This is a genomic window from Fictibacillus sp. 5RED26 (assembly GCF_015903895.1).
GTDB classification, from domain to species: domain Bacteria; phylum Bacillota; class Bacilli; order Bacillales; family Fictibacillaceae; genus Fictibacillus; species Fictibacillus phosphorivorans.
In genome coordinates this window covers 297,877-316,674 of sequence record NZ_JACZDU010000004.1, presented here as the reverse complement: position 1 = coordinate 316,674, position 18,798 = coordinate 297,877, and the positions used below count along the sequence as shown (strand labels likewise).

Here is an 18,798-nt window from a genome sequence, read left to right as displayed (position 1 = left end):
GAAATGATACGCATTGAAAACTTAAAGAAGAGTTTTGGAGATTTAGAAGTATTAAAAGAAGTGAATCTTAACGTACAAGAGAGCGAAGTGGTCGTCTTAATCGGTGCAAGTGGTTCTGGAAAAAGCACGCTGCTTCGATGCATTAATTTTCTAGAGATTAAAAATGGTGGTAAGATCGTCATCGAAGAGGAAGAAATCGATCCGAAAACACATAACTTAAACGAAGTACGTCAAAGAGTAGGGATGGTTTTTCAGCACTTTAACTTGTTTCCTCATAAAACCGTATTGGAAAATGTGATGGAAGCTCCTCTAAATGTAAAAAAACAAAGTAAATCAGAAGCAGAACAGGATGCAAAAGCTTTACTAGGGAAAGTTGGTCTTTCTGATAAAGCAGATGTCTATCCAGCGAAGTTATCGGGTGGACAGAAGCAGCGTGTTGCTATTGCAAGAGCGCTTGCGATGAAACCAGATATCATGCTTTTTGATGAACCGACATCAGCACTCGATCCAGAACTTGTAGGAGAAGTGCTCGCCACAATGAAAGAGCTAGCGCAAGAAGGGATGACGATGGTCGTTGTAACTCATGAGATGGGCTTTGCAAAAGAAGTTGCAGACGAGGTCGTTTACATGCACGATGGACAAATCTGGGAAAGAGGAAAGCCAGAAGAGATTTTTGATGCCCCGAAAGAAGAGCGAACGAAAGACTTTTTAAGCTCTATTCTATAATGAAACAAAAAAGGTGCAGCGTTTATGCTGCACCTTTTAATGTCTGTTTTGAATGGTGGGAGTTTGAATATTTTTTCCTTTTCGTTCTTGTATCATAAGAACAGCACCCAGTACAAATATAATACCGATACTCTGAACAATGGATATGGATTCTTTGTATAGCATCATTCCCATTAAGGTAGCTACAACCGGTTCAATAGTAGATACAATAGCTGCTTTACTAGCATCCATCTGTTTTAAGCCTTGTGTATAGAACCAGTAGGCAAATACGGTTGGAAAAAGGCCGAGTCCGATAACATTCATTAAAACGGATGGGCGAAACACTTGGATATTAGCAGAAGTCATATCGCTAATCGGAAATAGAGCAAGCATCGCAAAGAAAAAAGTGTAGATGCTGATAGTGAGCGTTTCATATTTTCGACTCGCTAACTTTCCAAAAATACTGTAGAGCGAATAGCCAAAGCCGGCTCCTAGACCAATCAGAAGACTAGTAATCGATAGTTCCAATTGAGCGGAGAACAGACCTGATACGAGTGTACAGCCAATGAAAGTAGCGGTAAGGGCTAGCAGCTTCTGATGAGTTAATTTTTCTTTAAACACGATACTAGAGATTACAAGCACAAAAGCTGGAGCCGTATACAAAAGAATAGCTGCAATGGCGAGTGATGACGTTTGTATCGTCGTAAAATAACACCAATTAAAGAAGGAAACACTTAATATCCCGGTACCTAAGAAATACCAAGTATCCTTTAACTTGATTTTGAGTAGAGCAGGATTTTTTATAACAATCCATGCAAGGAATAGTAGAAAAGCACTGATAGCTCGTAAAAAGACAATCTGTAACGAAGTAAAACCGGCAAGCGAAAGTTCTTTAACGAAAAAGCCGATGATGCCCCAAAGAGATGCGCCGATCGCTACATATAGAAAAGCAAGTTTCGTTTGATAAGGCAAATTGGTTCATCCCCTAAAAAAATAATCTTAATCCTACTGAAACTCTAACAAAAAACACCTTTACTGTATATCACAATAAAGGTGTTTCGGAGTTTCTTTTATTATTCCATCTTATGCTTTATCTTTTCTACTTCCTCTTCTTCCTCTTTCACGATATTATCATCAATGTCTTCTTTAAAAGCAAAAGAAAGTAACAATGATACTAATATACCTCCGCCGATCAAGTTACCAATCGTAGCAGGAATTAAATTAAGAAGTATAAATTCATACCAACTGTATTCAAAGCCTTCTAAAACCGTAATGCTGAAATACCCCATGTTGGCCACGGCATGTTGAAAATTTCCTGCTTCAAAGATAATTACAGGTAAAAGAATTCCAAATATTTTACCCATTACATCACGTGCAGCTGTTGCGAGAACGGCTGCAATACCGATCAGCCAGTTGGCAAGAATACCAGAGAATAAAACTTGAAACCAACCCCATGTTCCTCGTTCAGTAAACTCCATCTTTTTTTCCATAAACTTTAGTAGGGTTTCATAAAACTCTTTGTCTAATGAACCTGACATATTTAGAAGGAACCCAACAAATAATGCTCCTAAAAAGTTACCAATATAACAGATCCCCCAAAATCGCAGAACCTTTTTACTAATCCAATACTTGCTTTGTAGAATATAGCTTGGGAGTAACACATTAATTTCCGTAAAAAGAATAGATCCTGATAGAAAAATCATTGTATAGCCGATCGCGAATCCAACACCTGATAACAGGTTATAGGTACCAGTTGTGTCTACTCCCATGGATAACAAAACAGAACCTAGTGCACCAAATGCGATAAATGCTCCTGCCATAAAAGATAAGATGAATTGTGCTAAGTTTGTAATCTGTAAAGAAGCTTTGCCTTCTTCAATAAAATACTCAATAATCTGTACTGGAAAAAAGTATTGCCGATCTGGAATATCAGCTTTTTTGTTATTTTTGTTGTCCTGATTCTCTTTCATTTTTGCATTCCCTCTTATTATGTCATCCTCGTCCTACTACTCTTCCCATAATTCGAAGTAAGCAAAACCACATATGATGAAATTTATACAATAAATCTTATTATTTACTTTTATATTCCAAATTTATATGAAATTCGACTTAATTATGGTAAACAAATTGAAATATTAAAGGCGACTATCCTCATGCGAAGCCGTGCTAATCCTTATCTATACTATTAATATATTCAAATAATTTTATAGTGTATTGAAAGGAGAGAACAGATTGAAAAAAGGTCTAGTGTTGTTTATGGGGATATTACTTGGGAGCTTATCATTTTGGAGTTATAAGGGAGAAGCAGCAAGCTATGTAAATCCAAATCAAACGTATACATATGAAACGATGACGAGTAACATCAAGACACTTGCTCAAAAATACCCGGGGTTAGTCCAATATCGATCCATTGGAAAAACGCCTTATGGTAGAGATATCTGGGCTGTTAAGCTAGGGAGAGGTGATGCGACGGTTTTATACAATGCATCACATCATGCAAGAGAGTGGATGACAACAAATATCGTGATGGAAATGATCGATCAGTATAGTGAACGCTATGTCTCCAACGGTACGATGGACGGCTATAATGTTGCAAACGTATTGAACAATACGTCTATTTGGTTCGTACCGATGACGAACCCAGATGGTGTCGTACTTCAGCAAAAAGGATTGTCCGCTTTTCCCACATCAGCTCAAGCCAATCTCATAAAGATGAATGGTGGAAGCAAAGATTTTAAAAGATGGAAGTCTAATGCCCAAGGGGTTGATCTGAACAGACAATATCCTGCGCGTTGGGAACAGATATCAAATAATGCAAAAGCTCCTTCTTATAAAGATTTCAAAGGTAGTGCTCCCCTTGTAACGAAGGAAGCAAAAGCGGTGTCGGCTCTCACTTATCTAGTAGACCCGGAAATTACGAACTCCTACCACACAGCTGGAAGAATACTATACTACCATTTTAATTATGGAACCAACACCTTTGAAGGGGACAAAACCCTCGGTACAACTCTTGCCAACATGACAGGGTATCGACTAATCCCTCCTGATACACAGTTATCAAGTGGTGGTGGATACAAAGACTGGTTTATTCAAACCTTCAAACGTCCTGGTTTTACGTTTGAACTAGCTCCATATGCAGGAGAAACGAATCCGCCAATCACGATCATTAATGAAGAATGGACAAGGAACAAAAAAGCAGGACTTTATATGGCAGTAGAAGGGGATAAGCGTTGGGAGAAACGTATAACACCAGTGACCAAAACCATCACTCTTACTCAAAAAGTTCCTTTGCATGACCGTCCTCATGTAAACCACAAAATGGCTGCAGCCAGTCTGTATCCAGGAACGTATAAAGCGAATGCAGCGTATGGAAACTTTTATCGCATCCAAACCATACTTGGACCAAAATGGATCGTTAAATAAAACATAAAGAAAAAACTGCTCTCTAGAATTTGCTAGAGAGCAGTTTTTTCTATGCGCTGATCGTGTGAGATGAATCCACTTTCGGTTCTGGAACAAACATAAGAATCGTAATGCCGATGATAAAAAGAACGACAAGACTGAACACGGCACTAGCAGAATTACCGGTAACTTGAGCGGTTACGGCGATTAACAACGGCCCCATAATGGAGGCGAACTTGCCGAAAATATTATAAAAGCCAAAGAATTCGTTCGAGTTTTCTTTCGGAACCAATTTAGCAAAATAAGCACGGCTTAGCGCTTGAATTCCACCTTGAGACGTAGCAACTAGCATCGCTAAAATCCAGAAATCCATTGTTGTTTTTAAGAAATAAGCATAAATACAAACAATAATGTAGACCACTATTCCAACGTAAAGCATCTTCTTACCTGTAAATCTTTCTGCTAACCTTCCGTATAGAATGGCAAAAGGGGCAGCGACCACCTGTGTTACAAAAAGGATGATTAAAAGGTTAGTAGAACTGATTCCAAGATCTGAACCATAAGCGGTGGACATCGTTATGATGGTCCCGACGCCATCGATATAAAAGAAATAGGCGAGCAGAAATAAAAATAGAGCCCGATACTTTCTTATTTCTTTCATTGTTTTACCTAAACGTTTAAAGCTGTTGATCAAAGGTTTCGGCTCTCGTTCGATACCGTACTTCTGATAAACGTTCTTCAGCATAGGAATCGTAAATATCCCCCACCATATCGCAGTGATCAAAAATGCAATCTTGCTAGCTAGAGTAGTTGAGATCGGCAGAACTTCATTTTGTGCCAACACGATAATCGCGATACTGATCAAAAAAGGAATCGTGCTCCCGATGTATCCTAATCCAAATCCTCTTGATGACACTCTGTTCATTCTTTCTTCTGTTGTTACATCGGTTATAAAAGCATCATAAAAGACATTAGATCCGCTAGAGCCGATTGCAGTTAATGTATAAAAAATTAATAATAAGAGCCATTGATCACTTGGAATAAAAGCTAATGATGCGGTAGAAATAAGACCAAGTGCGAAAAAGAAAGTGAAGAATCGCTTCTTTAATCCTTTATAATCAGCAATTGTTCCTAGTACGGGGCTAAGCATCGCTAATATGAACGTAGCAATCGCGATCGTATAACCCAAATAAGCGGTTGAATCCGACGAGCTGACTCCTGCATTTGTGGCAGCTGCTTTAAAGAACAAAGGAAATACAGCTGTTGAGATAATAATCGAATAAGCTGAGTTTGCCCAATCATAATACATCCAGCTATTCTCTTCTTTCGTAAACCGTTTCATAGGTTTTGTCCTCTCTATACTAGAATTCAGTTAAAAACTAGATGTTTAAAAATTCTTGTACGACTTTACCATCCGTTTTTCCTAAATCTAGACCTAATAGTTTAGCAAACGTCGGCCCTTCATCAATTAAATGCATGGAAGGAACAACAACATTTCTTTGTATCCCTTTACCTGCTAATAACAGGATAGTAGTGTAGTCTTCTTTTTCAGGAGAATAACCATGACAAGCATGCGTGAACCGTTTTTCCCTCACATCTTGATCTGTAATGTTGTTTAGAAAAGAGCCTTGATGTTCTTCGTTAAAATAAAAACCTCGTCTAGCTTCTACCATAAACGCACATTGATCATCAGCACCGGTTGCAGCCGCTTGTTCTTGACTGTAGATCTTTTCAATACCATTTCTTTCATCAATCAATAAGTGGTCCAGCAGTTTTTTCACTACCTCCTTTGTTTGTAGATCAGATGAATCCTTCAGGTAAATATATGCTGATCCATCACAACTTTTGCAATAGGCTTTCCAATTTTGTATAGGCCCTTTTGAATCAGTATCTATTAATCCATGTTCTTTTAATAGTACATTCAGTTTAATAGCTTTGCTCTCATCAAGAGCGCTATGATCTCCTAATACGGCGATCGTCGTTTCTTCATATATACCAGCTTCCTGTAAGGATTCGATAATTTTGCCAAGTCTGTTGTCATGCCTTTTTATCGCATCCATTGCTTCATCAGAAGAAAAGCCATGATAGTGCCTCTGTGAATCAAGATCCACAAAATGAACAAGCAATAGCTCAGGTTTTTTATTTTTAATCGTATGTATCGTGGACTCTAAAACAAAATCATCAAGCTCAGGCTGGTTCAAACCGCTACGCAGATGTCCGAATCGACGGTTCATATCAAGTTGATATCTTTTACTTCCGTTTAAGAGAGAAACAGGAATCTGGTGGTGCCACTTACGGTTCGCAAAAATTTCGGGCATGTTGTAATCGATGTTCGCTCTGGCAGTCACTGGCCAAAGGAGAGCACCTGTAGTCATACCTGCTTTTTTAGCTTCATCATATAAAGTAGTTCCTTTAATATGTTTTCTGTGCCAATACCAATCAGGCGAAGCTTTGCCTGGCTGTGTTAACGTATTATTTACGATTCCGTGGTTTTTTGGATACCTTCCTGTAACGATCGAAGTATGGCAGGGATACGTTACAGAAGGATAAATCGTCTCTACATTTTTGCAATGGGAGCCTCGATCCAATAATTCCTTAAAATGCGGAAGCTGATCTAAGATAGGAAAATCAAGGGAAGAAAGACAGTCAAAAGAGATGACAACTAAATGATTGGTTAGACGGGACATAACACTCCTCCAAAAGTTGCTAAGATTAACCATTCTAAATTAAATGATAGCATAAGGGAATATAACGCGTGTAAAGTCTATGTATGAATTATAAAAAATCATACCATTTCCTTTCCAAACTTTGTAAGTTGTGTTATGAATGAATTATCTCATTATATAGCGGGTGATGAAGTGATCAAATGGTGGTTAAGTGTTGTATTAATGTTTTTTATCACATCTGGTGTAATTCTGTACGTCTTCACGATGGATTACGCTTCTGAAAAAGCAATGGTAGAAATCACAAAAGAATTAAAGTCGAATGAAGATGAGATCACGAAACTTCTAGAAGACCCAGAGATTAGAAAGTACATAGAAACAGGGAAGCCTCCAAAGCAGAAGTTGCCATTTACTACAAAGAATGATGCTGTTCAATTCATCTCTGAGAGATACACCATTCAAGAACTAGCTTCCATTAGAGAGAAGGTAAGTAAAGGCTTGAATGAAGACGAAAAGCAAGCTGTATATGAGAAGCTGCTCGAAAAAGTAACGGATAATGAGCTGATGGCGCTTAAAGTAGCCGCTTTAAAAGAGATAAAGAAGAAATAAAAAAAAGCCCGTAACAGGGCTTTTTTTCTATGACTTTAAAACTTTACTGTAATCTTTCCATCCATTATTGAAATGTAGTAGCCATTATTTTCATCCTGCTTGACTTGAATGGGTTCGCCCGTTCTAATGACTTCTTGAATCTGTTCCTTGATCGTAGGATGCATATCGTATAGAACGTCTACATTTTCGATCGAAACGGTATTAATTCCTGTACTAAAACCCATAATCAATCGATCGGTAGAATTATCAAACATCAAAAAACTGTCGCTGTATTCAATCGCATAAAGAGTAGCATCATGTTTTTTTGCGATGGCTACGAGATGTTTTAAGTTCTCATGTGTGTCATCCATTAAGCTCACGTATGTGTAGCCGTCGATGATTTTAGTCTCTGGCATTTTTGTTTGTGTTTGCTCTTCTTGTATAGGTTTTTCCTCCACTTTTTTTGTTTGAGGCTGAACAGCAGGCTTTGGTGCAGGTTTTGTTGTTTGAGTTTTATTTTCTTTAGGCTTTTCGGAAATCTGTGGCTGTTCTACTTTTTCTTTTTCAACTGGATTTTGAACGGCTTCTTCATTTTGCGTTTGAACAGGAACGTTCACTTTCGATGCTGCTACCCGTTTTTCATTTTTTTCAACATCATTTTGATTTAGTTTTAGTGTAAGTACTTTATCAGTTTGTGTAGGAGTGACAACCTCCTGTTTAATAGGAGTATTTTGTTCTGTTGCTTTTACTTTGCTCTCAAAATCGCTATCATTTAATACCCCGATTGTTAGTAATGCTGTTGCTATAAAGATGACCGTACGTTTTTTGAATTTCAATGTTATGTCCTCCTCATTGTCTTGTTATTTATTAGACGAGAGAAGTCCTGAAATGGCTTCACTAATATTACAGAAATATTTCATAAATATTACAAAGTGCATTTTCCTATAAAAAAACATGAACATTAAAGGGGATTCTGTGGATAAAAAGAAGTCATATAATACGTCGGTGTGAGGAGGCATAGGCGAGTTTATTTTTTTACATATTTTATGTAAGCGCATTCATTATTTTTGTTTTCACATTTATTTCATTGGAGGGGATTATGTTTATGCTTGGAATGGAAGATGGACTTATCGCATTTGTGTGGGTGGCTACAGTTGTTTCGGCATTAGGGTGTGTTGTCTTTGGTGGAATCATGTGGAACAGAGGAGGTAATGACTCAAAATGAATTTTGCAGTCCTCATTCCGATTCTTATCGTATATATGGGTATCATGTCTTGGTTAGCTTATTATGGATATAAAAAGACGGTAACAGAGTCAGATTATTTAGTAGGCGGTCGAAACATTCACCCAGCGATCATGGCATTGTCTTACGGAGCTACTTTTATCAGTACGTCGGCCATTGTAGGTTTTGGTGGCGTCTCAGCGGCTCATGGATTTAGCTTGTTATGGCTAGCGTTTCTTAACATCGTACTAGGTATATTTGTCGCTTTTGCCATTTTCGGAACCAAGATTAGAAAGTTGTCACTAGATCTAAACGCTACAACGTTTCCTACACTGCTAGGAAAAAGATATGATTCAAAATTTATCACTGTTTTTTCAGGAGCTATGATATTTATTTTAATGCCAGCGTATACAAGCATCGTTTTGATCGGTGGAGGAAGATTTCTGCAAGAATCACTTTCGATGAACTTTAATCTAGCTCTTGTCCTATTGGCTGCAATCATTGGGATCTATGTAGTAACAGGTGGAATTAAGGCCGTTATGTATACTGATGCGTTTGGTGCAGTTGTCATGTTGATCGGGATGGCTATCTTCTTATTCGTCACCTATCAAGCAGTAGGCGGCATTATGGAGGGGCATAATGGATTAACCGCAATGAAGAATCTAGTGCCTCAAGCTCTCGCTGAGCAAGGACATCAAGGCTGGACAAGTATGCCTGAATTCGGATCACCTCTTTGGTGGACCATTGTAAGTACCATTATCATGGGAGTAGGAATAGGAGTTCTAGCACAGCCTCAACTTGCGATGAGATGCATGACTGTAAAAGATGATCGAGCACTTTATCGTTCTGTATTAGTCGGAGGTGTTTTTATCTTTTTTATGACAGGTGCAGCATTCGTGATCGGCCCGTTAAGCAATCTTTATTTTTACGAAAAAACAGGTGAGATCGCTTTAACAGCCGCAAAAGGAAACGTCGATCTTATCATCCCTATCTTCATTAACCAAATCATGCCTGAATGGTTTATCTATCTGTTTACACTCACTTTATTATCTGCCACAATCTCTACAGTTAGTTCACTCATTCATGTTCAAGCAACAGCTTTTGGCCAAGATATTTTAAAAACTCTTGGTGTTCAATCCTTATTTGGATCGAAGCTCAATCCTTCAAGAATCGGCGTGCTCATTGGAGTAATCGCTGCTGTTATATTAGCTTACTTGCTTCCAGCGGGAATCATCGCTCAAGCAACAGCCTTTTGGTTTGGCATATGCGCAGCCGGATTCATGCCAGCTCTGATAGGAGCACTATATTGGAAAAGAGCTACGAAGACCGCAGCTACAGCAAGTATGATCGTTGGGTTTACTGTAAGTATCATCGGTTTCTTATTCATACACCTTAAAGAATCTGCTGCTATCGGGTTATCACAAGCATGGTTTGGAAAACCAGCGATATTTCCTTATCCATGGACGCACATCGATCCTTTATTCTATGCTTTACCTTTATCTTCAGCCGTGTTCATAATCGTTAGCTTACTCGATAAAAGAACAAGCTTTACCCAGAAAAAAGAAAAAGAACCGATGATCCCAGCGGTATCTGAATAAAATATTCGAGGCAAACACAATTAATTTCAAGAAGTATGAACCTCCACTATTTGTTGCAAACTAGGAACAGATTAAGGAGGTTTTTTATTATGGATCAAGTAAAAGTCATTATTATGAAATTTCTTGTGTGCCTGATCGCATTTTGGATCGGACTCGATCTGTTCTTTGACGCTTCGATCAGTGATATCGTTTCTTTTGCGGTTACAACAACTGCAATCACATATATTGTAGCGGACCGTATTCTTCTGCCTAGAATAGGAAAGAACAACACGTTGATGGCAGAGTTTATTCTAGCGTATATGGTGGTTTGGATTTTCGGTTCGATTCTGTTAAATGGGTACATGCAGATTGCGTGGGGAAGTGTAATCGCAGCGGGTATTATCACCGCTACAGAAGTTTTTGTTCATTCATACTTATTAAAGCACATGCCTTCAAAGAATAAAGAGAGAAACGGGAGGCAACAAAGAAGGTTTAGACCAGGCTTTCGTTATGCAACAGAATTTGCTGAAGAACAAGATCCAAGAAATAAAAATAATAAACAAGAATAGTCTCCAAAAAAGTATCATGGCGTAAGAGCATGATACTTTTTTGTTCTGAATAGAAAAACCCTTGAGCTCTCTCAAGGGATTAGTGATTCGTTTGAATTTATATGGTGGAGACTAGCGGGATCGAACCGCTGACCTTTTGGCTGCCAGCCAAACGCTCTCCCAGCTGAGCTAAGCCCCCGAATAATACTGACATAGAAAAGTATATAATTATTCTGAAAGTGGAGCAAGTCCTTTTTGGATAAATCTGCATACCCTCGTTCTTAACATCAAATAATAAATAAAATATATAACAGTTATGATTCATCAAAAATTTTAGTCATACCTAACTCTCCTCTAAATGACATTTTCTCAAAAAGATATAAGTCTTTTTTACCTTAAAAGTATTTTTATTAATACTGGTATAGACAACTAGGCCTAGTAGTTTAAAGGACTTAAGTTCTGTTTTGTACTCTTACGACAGGAACCGCTTTTTTTCTACCGAAAAGTGACAAAGAAAGAAAGCGCTACCAAATTTTAAGGAGGTTAGTAATGTGAAAACATCAATAAACATTCGGTATGTTCTTTTAATCGCCCTATTGATCGTTCCTATGTTTGCTGGAATTGGGAAGGCTGAAGGTGTTTCAGCCAAACATAAAAGAAATGAAGGGTTAATGATCGCTCAAAATATGCCGCAACTAAGTAAGCATATTAACGGCGATACAGTAGATTTAGCAGCATTGATAACAAGTAAAGATGGAACATATGTCGAAGCGACAAATCATTTAATATGGAAATCCCTTAATAAAAGAGTTGCATCTGTAAACAGTGAGGGCCTTGTAAACTTAAATGGTAAGAATGGTGCAACAATCATCATAGTTACAGATGGTAAGTCGTTCGACAAAATCGGAATACACGTTAAAAACGGGAAGGCAGAATTTATAAAACAAAAAAACCAAAAATATGACGTGATCAAAAAAGCGATAAAGTCTATGACAGTAAAAGAAAAGGTTGGCCAGATGTTAATGCCAGATTTCCGGAATTGGAAAGGGCAACCTGTAACGGAAATGAACGATGAGATTAGAGAACTTGTAAAAAAATATCACCTCGGTGGCGTTATTCTATTTAGGGAAAATGTAGTAACAACAGAGCAGACAGTTAGATTAGTGGATGAATATAAAAAAGCAAATGAAGATTATGGTTTATTGGTTTCAATCGACCAAGAAGGTGGAATTGTGACACGTTTGCAGAGCGGTACCGATTTCCCAGGAAATATGGCGCTTGGTGCCACAAGATCAACGGTGATGGCGGAATCTGTCGGACATGCCATTGGATCAGAGCTTCATTCGCTAGGAATCAACATGAATCTAGCGCCAGCTTTAGATGTAAATAATAATCCTGATAATCCTGTTATCGGTGTTCGTTCATTTGGCGAAGATCCACAACTTGTTGCTGACTTAGGAACTGCATATATTAAAGGATTGCAAGATTCAGGAATGGCTGCTACGGCTAAACATTTCCCTGGTCATGGAGACACAGCAGTAGATTCTCATTTAGGTCTGCCTTCTGTTCCTCATGAAAAGGAAAGACTCCTAGAAGTTGAGCTATATCCTTTTCAGCAAGCGATCAATAACAATATAGATGCCATATTAACAGCTCATGTTACATTTCCTAAGATTGATCCAACAACTGTTATTTCTAAAAAAGATGGAACAGAAATCAATCTTCCAGCTACATTGTCCTATGAAGTATTAACGAATTTGGTGCGAAAAGAAATGGGCTTTAAAGGCGTTATTTCTACAGATGCACTCAATATGAAAGCCATAGTAGATCATTTTGGTCCAGTTGATACTGCTATTCGTGCAGTAAATGCTGGAACAGACATCGTACTAATGCCAGTGGGGTTAGAAGAAGTTGCAAATGGACTTTATGAAGCAGTAGATAATGGTGAAATTACAGAAAAAAGGTTGAATCAATCGGTTGAACGCCTATTGACTTTAAAAGCGAATCGCGGGATTTACAAACAAGTAAGCGAAACACCAATAGTAGAGAAAATTGGACACGCAGAAGAAGTTGTTGGCAACCAAGAGCATAAGGCTTTAGAAAATGAAGTGGCAAGAAAGTCAATCACACTTGTGAAGAACGATAACCTTTTACCTGTTAACAAAAACGAAGTCAATTCTGTAGTTGTTATTGGCAATACCTATATTGAAAACCTTCAACAAGCGTTAGCTTCTCATCACTCATCGGTAGAGTTGATAAAAGCAGATAAACCTTTAAATGCTGAACAGTTACAAAAAGTAAAAGATGCCGATCTCGTTGTTCTCGGAACCTATACGTTTAACGTGGCTGGACGTTCACCGTCTTCACCTCAAATGCAGATGATCAATCAAGTTATTGAGGCTGCACCAGATAAAACAACAGCAGTAGGTATTCGAAATCCTTATGATATTATGGCGTTTCCTGAAGTTTCAGCTTATCTTACACAATACAGCTTCAGAGATGCGAGCTTTAGAGCAGCGGCAGAAACTATTTTTGGATTGAACAATCCTTCAGGTAAGCTGCCTGTTACGATCTATGAAGATGGTTTAGAACAGATTCTATATCCGTTTGGTCATGGCGAAAGCTACTAATAGGGGGAAATAGACTATGAGAAAATGGGGAATTTTTTTAACGATATTGATGTTGTTTTCTTTTATATTGCCAGGTGCTCAAGCTACGAACCAGAAAGGTTTCGATCATAAGAAAAAGTTTAAGACAGGACTAGAGCAATTGTTGAATCATGATATGAGGGTATTAAAGGGTAAGAAGGTCGGTTTAATCACGAACCCGACTGGAGTAGACCGCAACTTGAACAGTATCGTTGATGTTTTATACAATCATCCAGATGTAGAGTTAAAAGCATTGTACGGACCTGAACACGGAGTTCGAGGAAGCGCTCAAGCTGGAGAATATGTTGAATTCTACATTGATCCAAAAACAGGTCTTCCAGTCTACAGCTTATATGGAGCAACGAAAAAGCCAACTCCTGAGATGCTTGAAGGAATCGATGTTTTAGTGTTCGATATACAAGATGTAGGCACGCGTTTCTATACGTATATTTACACGATGGCTTATGCGATGGAAGCAGCCAAAGAGAACAATATTCCATTTGTGGTACTCGATCGTCCGAATCCATTAGGAGGTAAAGAAGTAGAAGGACCTGTATTAGATCCTGCCTACTCTTCATTTGTTGGCCTTTATCCCATTCCGCTTAGGCATGGTATGACTGTAGGAGAACTAGCTAAATTATTTAACAAAGAGTTTGATATTGATGCGGATTTAAAAGTAGTAGAGATGAAGGGGTGGAAGAGATCTTGGAGCTATGAAGATAGTGGACTCGAATGGGTGTTGCCTTCACCTAATATGCCTACAAAAGATACGGCACTTGTATATCCTGGAAGTGCACTGATCGAAGGCACGAACGTTTCAGAAGGTCGTGGAACGACTAAGCCGTTTGAATTGATCGGTGCTCCATTTATTAATGGAGATCAACTAGCTGAGAAATTAAATAAAGAAGCTCTGCCTGGTGTTACATTTAGAGCAGCCTCGTTTACACCTGCTTCATCAAAACATGCAGGGAAGCTATCTCACGGAGTTGAGATTCATGTTAAGGATGAAAAGTTATTCCAGCCTGTTCTTACTGGAATCACTCTTGTGAAAAGCATTCATGATCTTTACCCAAATGATTTTGAATTTAGGGCAGAAGATAGTAGAGGGATCTCTTTCTTCGATCTATTAACCGGAAACGGATGGGTTCGAGAATATATTGAGACAGGGCGAACTGTAGAGGAAATTGTTTCTCGGTATGATCAAGAACTGGAAGATTTTAAAGATTTACGAAAAAAATATTTATTATATTAAGCGTATTTGAGAGCTAAGGCGTTTTCTTTAGCCTTAGCTTTTTTGTTTGAATTTTCTGACTGGTATAGACAACTAGTCATAAGAATGATAGGCTAGGCATAAAGTGATAAAGGGGAGTGGACATGAAACCTAATATTTTACTAGTTGGGAACTTGATTAACGAAGAAGGAAAACTCGTTAAAAATGGATATGTGTGGATCAAGAACGATAAGATTCACTATGTTGGTACTCCAACCCCCTTTTCATCAGATGAAGATGTAATAAGGTATACCATACCTCAAGACTGTATCATCATTCCTGGCATGATCGATATTCATATTCATGGTGCTGCTGGAGCAGATTTTATGGACGGTACGGAAGAAGCACTAGAGATTGTTGCAAAACATCTCCCAGCAGAAGGAACGACATCCTTTTTAGCAACAACGATGACTGAAGAGACATCTGTTATTCATAACGCACTGAATGCTGCTGCAAACTTCATAAAAAAATCTCGAAGTCCAGCCGCTGAAATGCTGGGTATCCATTTAGAAGGACCTTTTATTTCTCCAAGACGCGCAGGTGCACAGCCTACGTCTTTTATTCAGGAGCCTGACGTACATATATTTAAAAAATTTCAAGAAAGTGCTGAGGATCAAATAAAACTCGTCACTTTAGCACCTGAAATGGATGGTGGACTTGAACTTACAAAGTACTTATCTTCACAAGATGTGATCGCTTCGATCGGTCATAGTGACAGTTCTTTTGTAGAAGTAAAAGGTGGGATTGAAGCAGGTATTTCTCATGTTACCCATTTATTTAACGGCATGCGCGGAATACATCACAGAGATCCAGGTGTTGCTGGTGCTGCTCTCTTACAGCAAGAATTGATGGTTGAGATGATCGCGGATGGCGTTCATGCTAGTCCTGAGATGATTCGACTAGCCTACCATTCTACTGGTGCAGAACGCACGGTCTTAATTACGGATTCAATGAGAGCCAAAGGTTTAGGAGAAGGATCCTACACACTTGGTGGCCAGCAAGTAACTGTATCAGGTAATGAAGCTAGATTAATTGACGGAACACTAGCAGGAAGTATCTTACCGATGAATGTTGCTGTTAAAAATATGATGGATTATACACAGTGCTCTTGGTCGGATATTGTGAAGATGACGAGTGAGAATGCTGCAAAAGAGCTGCGGATCTTTGAGCGGAAAGGAAGTCTCTCGGTTGGTAAAGATGCCGATATTACGGTGTTGACGGAGGACAGCGATGTACTTATGACATTTTGTCGAGGCGAGCTTGTGTATCATCGAAAGGGGGAACGAGTTTGAGATTGATCAAGGTTTCCGATGAAGAAGAGCTTAGTAGAATGGCAGCTGAATATGTGTTTTCGAAAATAAAGAGTTCAGAAAAAATTGTACTTGGTCTTGCTACGGGGAAGACACCTTTAGGCATGTACCGACACCTTTCAAAATATAGTAAAGAGTATAAGCAGTCCTATTCACAAGTGTACACGGTTAACCTTGACGAATATGTCGGTTCCAGAGCTTACCATGAATACATGCAACAAAACTTTTTCGACCATATCGGAATCCATAAGAATCAAACTCATCTCCCAGATGGTAACGCCGTAGATCTTGAAAATGAATGCAAGCGCTATGAAGAAGTGATCAAACAACTGGGTGGTATCGATCTTCAGGTGCTCGGTATCGGAGAGAACGGACATATCGGTTTTAATGAACCGGGTACAGATTTTAGTTCGCGTACGCATGTAGTGAAGTTAACAGAGTCGACATTAAGGGCGAACGCTAAATATTTTACACATGAGAAACAGCCGCGAAAAGCGATTACGATGGGCATCGGCACGATACTCGAGAGTAAAGAAATCCTGCTTCTTGCTGCTGGCGAAAAAAAAGCGAGGGCAGTAAGAGCGCTATTTCAAGGTATTATGAATTCCGATATACCTGCGACAGTTCTTAATCATCATCCTAACGTTACTGTGTTAGCCGACAAAAGTGCAAGGAGTCTTTTAGAAGAGGAGAGTTAAGTATTTTTATGATTGATAAAACATCACCAATGCCACTTTACTTTCAGATCGAAGAAGCGATCAAACAAAAGATTGATAAGGGTGAATGGGAAGCTGAAACCATGATACCTTCTGAAAGAGAATTTTCTCTAAACTATGAAGTAAGCCGCATGACAGTCCGGCAGGCTATCAATAATCTTGTGAATGATGGCTATTTAACCCGCCGAAAAGGAAAAGGTACGTTTGTTTCTGCAAAGAAAATAGAGCAGAAGCTTCTAGGCCTTACAAGCTTTACAGAAGACATGAAATCACGGGGCTATAAACCCGCATCTAGACTCATATCTTTCCAAAAAACGACCGCTGAAAACAGATTAGCAAAAGCGCTTGAGATAGAAGAGGGTCAAGAAATTTATGAGATTAAACGTGTTCGCCTTGCAAATGACATTCCGATGGCGTTTGAGACTACTTATGTTCCCGTTGATCTTCTTGAATTAAACGAATCACATATAAAAGAAGGTTCTTTGTATTCTGAAGTTGAGAATGCAGGCTTTGTAATAGATTATGCGACACAAAGTTTAGAAGCGTCCATTTCGCGTGAAGCAGAAAGCGAGATACTCGAGATTACAAAAGGCGCAGCCGTTCTTCTTATTAAGAGACAGACTTATTTAACGACAGGAAGGCCACTTGAGCTCGTTCATTCGGTGTATCGAGGCGATCGCTACAAATTTATGATCGATATGAAACGCATATAAAAAGCGTTTTATATAAAAATGAAAGCGTTTACTAAAAGGGGGAAGAAGCATGGGGAAAGAGCAGCAAATGGCTCATGGTATCATCGAAAAACTTGGAGGTTCTTCAAACATCCAATCGTTGATGCACTGTATGACGAGAATTCGGGTTAATCTACACGACCCGTCAAAGGCAGATCTAAAAGGTCTTAAAGAAGTAGATGGTGTGCTGGGTGTCGTTGAAGATGATACACTGCAGATCATTGTTGGACCTGGCATCGTTAATCGCGTCACGCTTGCGATGAGCGAAGAAACAGGTATGAATATTCAATCTGTTGATGAGACGGATCCTATGGACCTCGAACAGTTGGCCCGGATGAATAAGGATGCCATCAACAAGAAGAATGCAACACCTTTCAAACAGTTTTTACGCAAGATCGCTAGTATCTTTATTCCGCTGATTCCTGCGATCGTAGCTTCTGGATTAATAGCTGGGATGTCAAACGTAGCTGTAAGAATGGGTGCTGACCCAGAATCTTCAATCATGCAGATGCTTAGCTTAATTGGATGGGGTGTATTTAGTTATCTAGCTGTGTTCGTAGGTATCAATACCGCCAAAGAATTCGGTGGAACACCAGCATTAGGAGGAGCAGCAGGTATCTTACTGATTAACCCGGGCCTTGCGAATATTACCCTCTTTGGAGATCCACTTGTAGTAGGACGTGGTGGATTGATTGGCGTAATGCTTGCAGCGGTTTTAATCGCCTTTTTGGAAAAGCGTATTAGAAAATTTGTACACCCTTCAATTGATATTATTGTTACGCCAACATTGGCATTATTAATTACTGGTTTTGCTACGCTATTTGTTCTTCAACCAGTAGGCGGATTTTTGTCAGATCTAATTACGAAAGGTTTGTTAAATTTAATTGATATTGGCGGTATTTTCTCTGGACTTATCTTAGCAGGAACATTCCTTCCATTGGTTGTAACAGGATTGCATCAAGGGTTAACACCAGTACACATGGAGCTTATTAATACGATCGGTGATGATCCGCTATTGCCGATTCTAGCGATGGGTGGAGCAGGGCAAGTTGGTGCTGCATTTGCGATCTACTTTAAGACAAAGAATCAGCGTCTTCGTAAAGTTATTAAAGGTGGATTACCTGTTGGTATGCTCGGAATTGGAGAGCCATTAATCTTTGGAGTTACCCTTCCGCTCGGGCGACCTTTCTTGACAGCATGTCTAGGAGCTGCAGTTGGTGGAGCGTTCCAAGCATTCTATGAAGTTGCTACGATTGCCATCGGTGTGTCAGGCATTCCACTCGTGTTCCTTGTAAATGCAAACGAAATGGTTCTCTATCTAGTAGGTTTAGTAATTGCTTATTTCTTCGGGTTCTTATTCACATGGACGTTTGGATTTAAAGAGAGTATGGCAAAAGACATCTAACGAATCAGGAGTG

General features: G+C 39.0%; 17 protein-coding genes and 1 tRNA gene. 12 read left to right on the top strand and 6 right to left on the bottom strand.

The features are described from left to right. Positions 1–3 precede the first annotated feature (3 nt). The gene (locus IHV10_RS16440; protein WP_197132180.1) at positions 4–726 is read left to right on the top strand and encodes an amino acid ABC transporter ATP-binding protein; all 723 of its coding nucleotides are present in this window, start codon (positions 4–6) and stop codon (positions 724–726) included. A 36-nt stretch (positions 727–762) separates the two neighbouring features. Here IHV10_RS16440 and IHV10_RS16435 read toward each other — a convergent pair whose 3' ends face one another. Both IHV10_RS16435 and IHV10_RS16430 read right to left on the bottom strand, forming a co-directional pair. Beyond that, positions 763–1,677: a DMT family transporter gene (locus tag IHV10_RS16435; RefSeq protein WP_197131944.1), complete on the bottom strand. Its 915-nt coding sequence runs from the start codon at positions 1,675–1,677 to the stop codon at positions 763–765. A gap of 101 nt (positions 1,678–1,778) precedes the next feature. Further along, positions 1,779–2,675, bottom strand: a complete 897-nt coding sequence (locus IHV10_RS16430; protein ID WP_197131941.1) for a formate/nitrite transporter family protein — start codon at positions 2,673–2,675, stop codon at positions 1,779–1,781. A 262-nt stretch (positions 2,676–2,937) separates the two neighbouring features. Between IHV10_RS16430 and IHV10_RS16425 the strand changes: the two genes are divergently transcribed. Further along, positions 2,938–4,128 (top strand): M14 family zinc carboxypeptidase, encoded by a 1,191-nt coding sequence (locus IHV10_RS16425; protein WP_197131938.1) that lies wholly within the window; start codon positions 2,938–2,940, stop codon positions 4,126–4,128. Positions 4,129–4,177: 49 nt separating this feature from the next. Here the strand turns inward: IHV10_RS16425 and IHV10_RS16420 are convergent, their stop codons facing one another. Further along, a complete protein-coding gene (locus tag IHV10_RS16420) occupies positions 4,178–5,449 on the bottom strand; it encodes an MFS transporter (protein ID WP_197131935.1) in 1,272 nt (423 codons plus the stop codon). A 37-nt stretch (positions 5,450–5,486) separates the two neighbouring features. Continuing rightward, positions 5,487–6,794: an alkaline phosphatase family protein gene (locus IHV10_RS16415; protein ID WP_197131933.1), complete on the bottom strand. Its 1,308-nt coding sequence runs from the start codon at positions 6,792–6,794 to the stop codon at positions 5,487–5,489. 135 nt (positions 6,795–6,929) lie between these two features. Here IHV10_RS16415 and IHV10_RS16410 point away from each other — a divergent pair, with 135 nt between their 5' ends. Further along, positions 6,930–7,379 carry a hypothetical protein gene (locus IHV10_RS16410; RefSeq protein ID WP_197131931.1) on the top strand — a complete coding sequence of 150 codons (450 nt, stop codon included), beginning with the start codon at positions 6,930–6,932 and terminating at the stop codon, positions 7,377–7,379. A gap of 35 nt (positions 7,380–7,414) precedes the next feature. On the opposite strand, the gene IHV10_RS16405 is transcribed toward IHV10_RS16410, so the two are convergent. Beyond that, a complete protein-coding gene (locus tag IHV10_RS16405; RefSeq protein ID WP_197131930.1) occupies positions 7,415–8,194 on the bottom strand; it encodes a hypothetical protein in 780 nt (259 codons plus the stop codon). Between the two features lie 263 nt (positions 8,195–8,457). On the opposite strand from IHV10_RS16405, the gene IHV10_RS22980 reads away from it, so the two are divergent. The 3 genes from IHV10_RS22980 (at position 8,458) to IHV10_RS16395 (ending at position 10,726) form a co-directional block, all read left to right on the top strand. Further along, positions 8,458–8,583 carry a symporter small accessory protein gene (locus IHV10_RS22980; protein ID WP_255520115.1) on the top strand — a complete coding sequence of 42 codons (126 nt, stop codon included), beginning with the start codon at positions 8,458–8,460 and terminating at the stop codon, positions 8,581–8,583. Further along, positions 8,580–10,178, top strand: a complete 1,599-nt coding sequence (locus tag IHV10_RS16400; RefSeq protein WP_197131928.1) for a sodium:solute symporter family protein — start codon at positions 8,580–8,582, stop codon at positions 10,176–10,178. The genes IHV10_RS22980 and IHV10_RS16400 overlap by 4 nt, the downstream gene beginning before the upstream one ends. Before the next feature lie 89 nt (positions 10,179–10,267). Then, positions 10,268–10,726 (top strand): YndM family protein, encoded by a 459-nt coding sequence (locus IHV10_RS16395; RefSeq protein WP_197131926.1) that lies wholly within the window; start codon positions 10,268–10,270, stop codon positions 10,724–10,726. Positions 10,727–10,828: 102 nt separating this feature from the next. On the opposite strand, the gene IHV10_RS16390 is transcribed toward IHV10_RS16395, so the two are convergent. Further along, a tRNA-Ala gene (locus tag IHV10_RS16390) sits at positions 10,829–10,904 on the bottom strand. 409 nt (positions 10,905–11,313) lie between these two features. Between IHV10_RS16390 and IHV10_RS16385 the strand changes: the two genes are divergently transcribed. The 6 genes from IHV10_RS16385 to IHV10_RS16360 all read left to right on the top strand — a co-directional run bounded on the left by IHV10_RS16385 (position 11,314) and on the right by IHV10_RS16360 (position 18,785). Then, on the top strand, positions 11,314–13,335 hold the full coding sequence (locus IHV10_RS16385) for a glycoside hydrolase family 3 protein (RefSeq protein WP_197132177.1): 2,022 nt from the start codon (positions 11,314–11,316) through the stop codon (positions 13,333–13,335). Between the two features lie 16 nt (positions 13,336–13,351). Beyond that, positions 13,352–14,605 carry an exo-beta-N-acetylmuramidase NamZ family protein gene (locus tag IHV10_RS16380; RefSeq protein WP_197131924.1) on the top strand — a complete coding sequence of 418 codons (1,254 nt, stop codon included), beginning with the start codon at positions 13,352–13,354 and terminating at the stop codon, positions 14,603–14,605. 122 nt (positions 14,606–14,727) lie between these two features. Beyond that, complete coding sequence (gene nagA / locus IHV10_RS16375; RefSeq protein ID WP_197131922.1) at positions 14,728–15,915, top strand: N-acetylglucosamine-6-phosphate deacetylase; 1,188 nt, start codon at positions 14,728–14,730, stop codon at positions 15,913–15,915. After that, a complete protein-coding gene (gene nagB, locus IHV10_RS16370) occupies positions 15,912–16,631 on the top strand; it encodes a glucosamine-6-phosphate deaminase (RefSeq protein ID WP_197131919.1) in 720 nt (239 codons plus the stop codon). Before nagA ends, nagB begins: the two co-directional genes overlap by 4 nt. 8 nt (positions 16,632–16,639) lie before the next feature. Beyond that, the gene (locus IHV10_RS16365; protein WP_197131916.1) at positions 16,640–17,362 is read left to right on the top strand and encodes a GntR family transcriptional regulator; all 723 of its coding nucleotides are present in this window, start codon (positions 16,640–16,642) and stop codon (positions 17,360–17,362) included. 49 nt (positions 17,363–17,411) lie between these two features. After that, positions 17,412–18,785: a PTS transporter subunit EIIC gene (locus tag IHV10_RS16360; protein WP_197131879.1), complete on the top strand. Its 1,374-nt coding sequence runs from the start codon at positions 17,412–17,414 to the stop codon at positions 18,783–18,785. The last annotated feature ends 13 nt before the right edge of the window (positions 18,786–18,798 follow it).

Coding starts and splice junctions, on each gene's coding strand:
- nagA (WP_197131922.1), top strand. CDS start 14,728: ATGAAACCTAATATTTTACTAGTTGGGAACTTGATTAACGAAGAAGGA.
- IHV10_RS16420 (WP_197131935.1), bottom strand. CDS start 5,449: ATGAAACGGTTTACGAAAGAAGAGAATAGCTGGATGTATTATGATTGG.
- IHV10_RS16430 (WP_197131941.1), bottom strand. CDS start 2,675: ATGAAAGAGAATCAGGACAACAAAAATAACAAAAAAGCTGATATTCCA.
- IHV10_RS16395 (WP_197131926.1), top strand. CDS start 10,268: ATGGATCAAGTAAAAGTCATTATTATGAAATTTCTTGTGTGCCTGATC.
- IHV10_RS16415 (WP_197131933.1), bottom strand. CDS start 6,794: ATGTCCCGTCTAACCAATCATTTAGTTGTCATCTCTTTTGACTGTCTT.
- IHV10_RS16400 (WP_197131928.1), top strand. CDS start 8,580: ATGAATTTTGCAGTCCTCATTCCGATTCTTATCGTATATATGGGTATC.
- IHV10_RS16380 (WP_197131924.1), top strand. CDS start 13,352: ATGAGAAAATGGGGAATTTTTTTAACGATATTGATGTTGTTTTCTTTT.
- IHV10_RS16440 (WP_197132180.1), top strand. CDS start 4: ATGATACGCATTGAAAACTTAAAGAAGAGTTTTGGAGATTTAGAAGTA.
- IHV10_RS16385 (WP_197132177.1), top strand. CDS start 11,314: ATGTTTGCTGGAATTGGGAAGGCTGAAGGTGTTTCAGCCAAACATAAA.
- IHV10_RS16360 (WP_197131879.1), top strand. CDS start 17,412: ATGGGGAAAGAGCAGCAAATGGCTCATGGTATCATCGAAAAACTTGGA.
- IHV10_RS16365 (WP_197131916.1), top strand. CDS start 16,640: ATGATTGATAAAACATCACCAATGCCACTTTACTTTCAGATCGAAGAA.
- IHV10_RS22980 (WP_255520115.1), top strand. CDS start 8,458: ATGTTTATGCTTGGAATGGAAGATGGACTTATCGCATTTGTGTGGGTG.
- IHV10_RS16410 (WP_197131931.1), top strand. CDS start 6,930: ATGAATGAATTATCTCATTATATAGCGGGTGATGAAGTGATCAAATGG.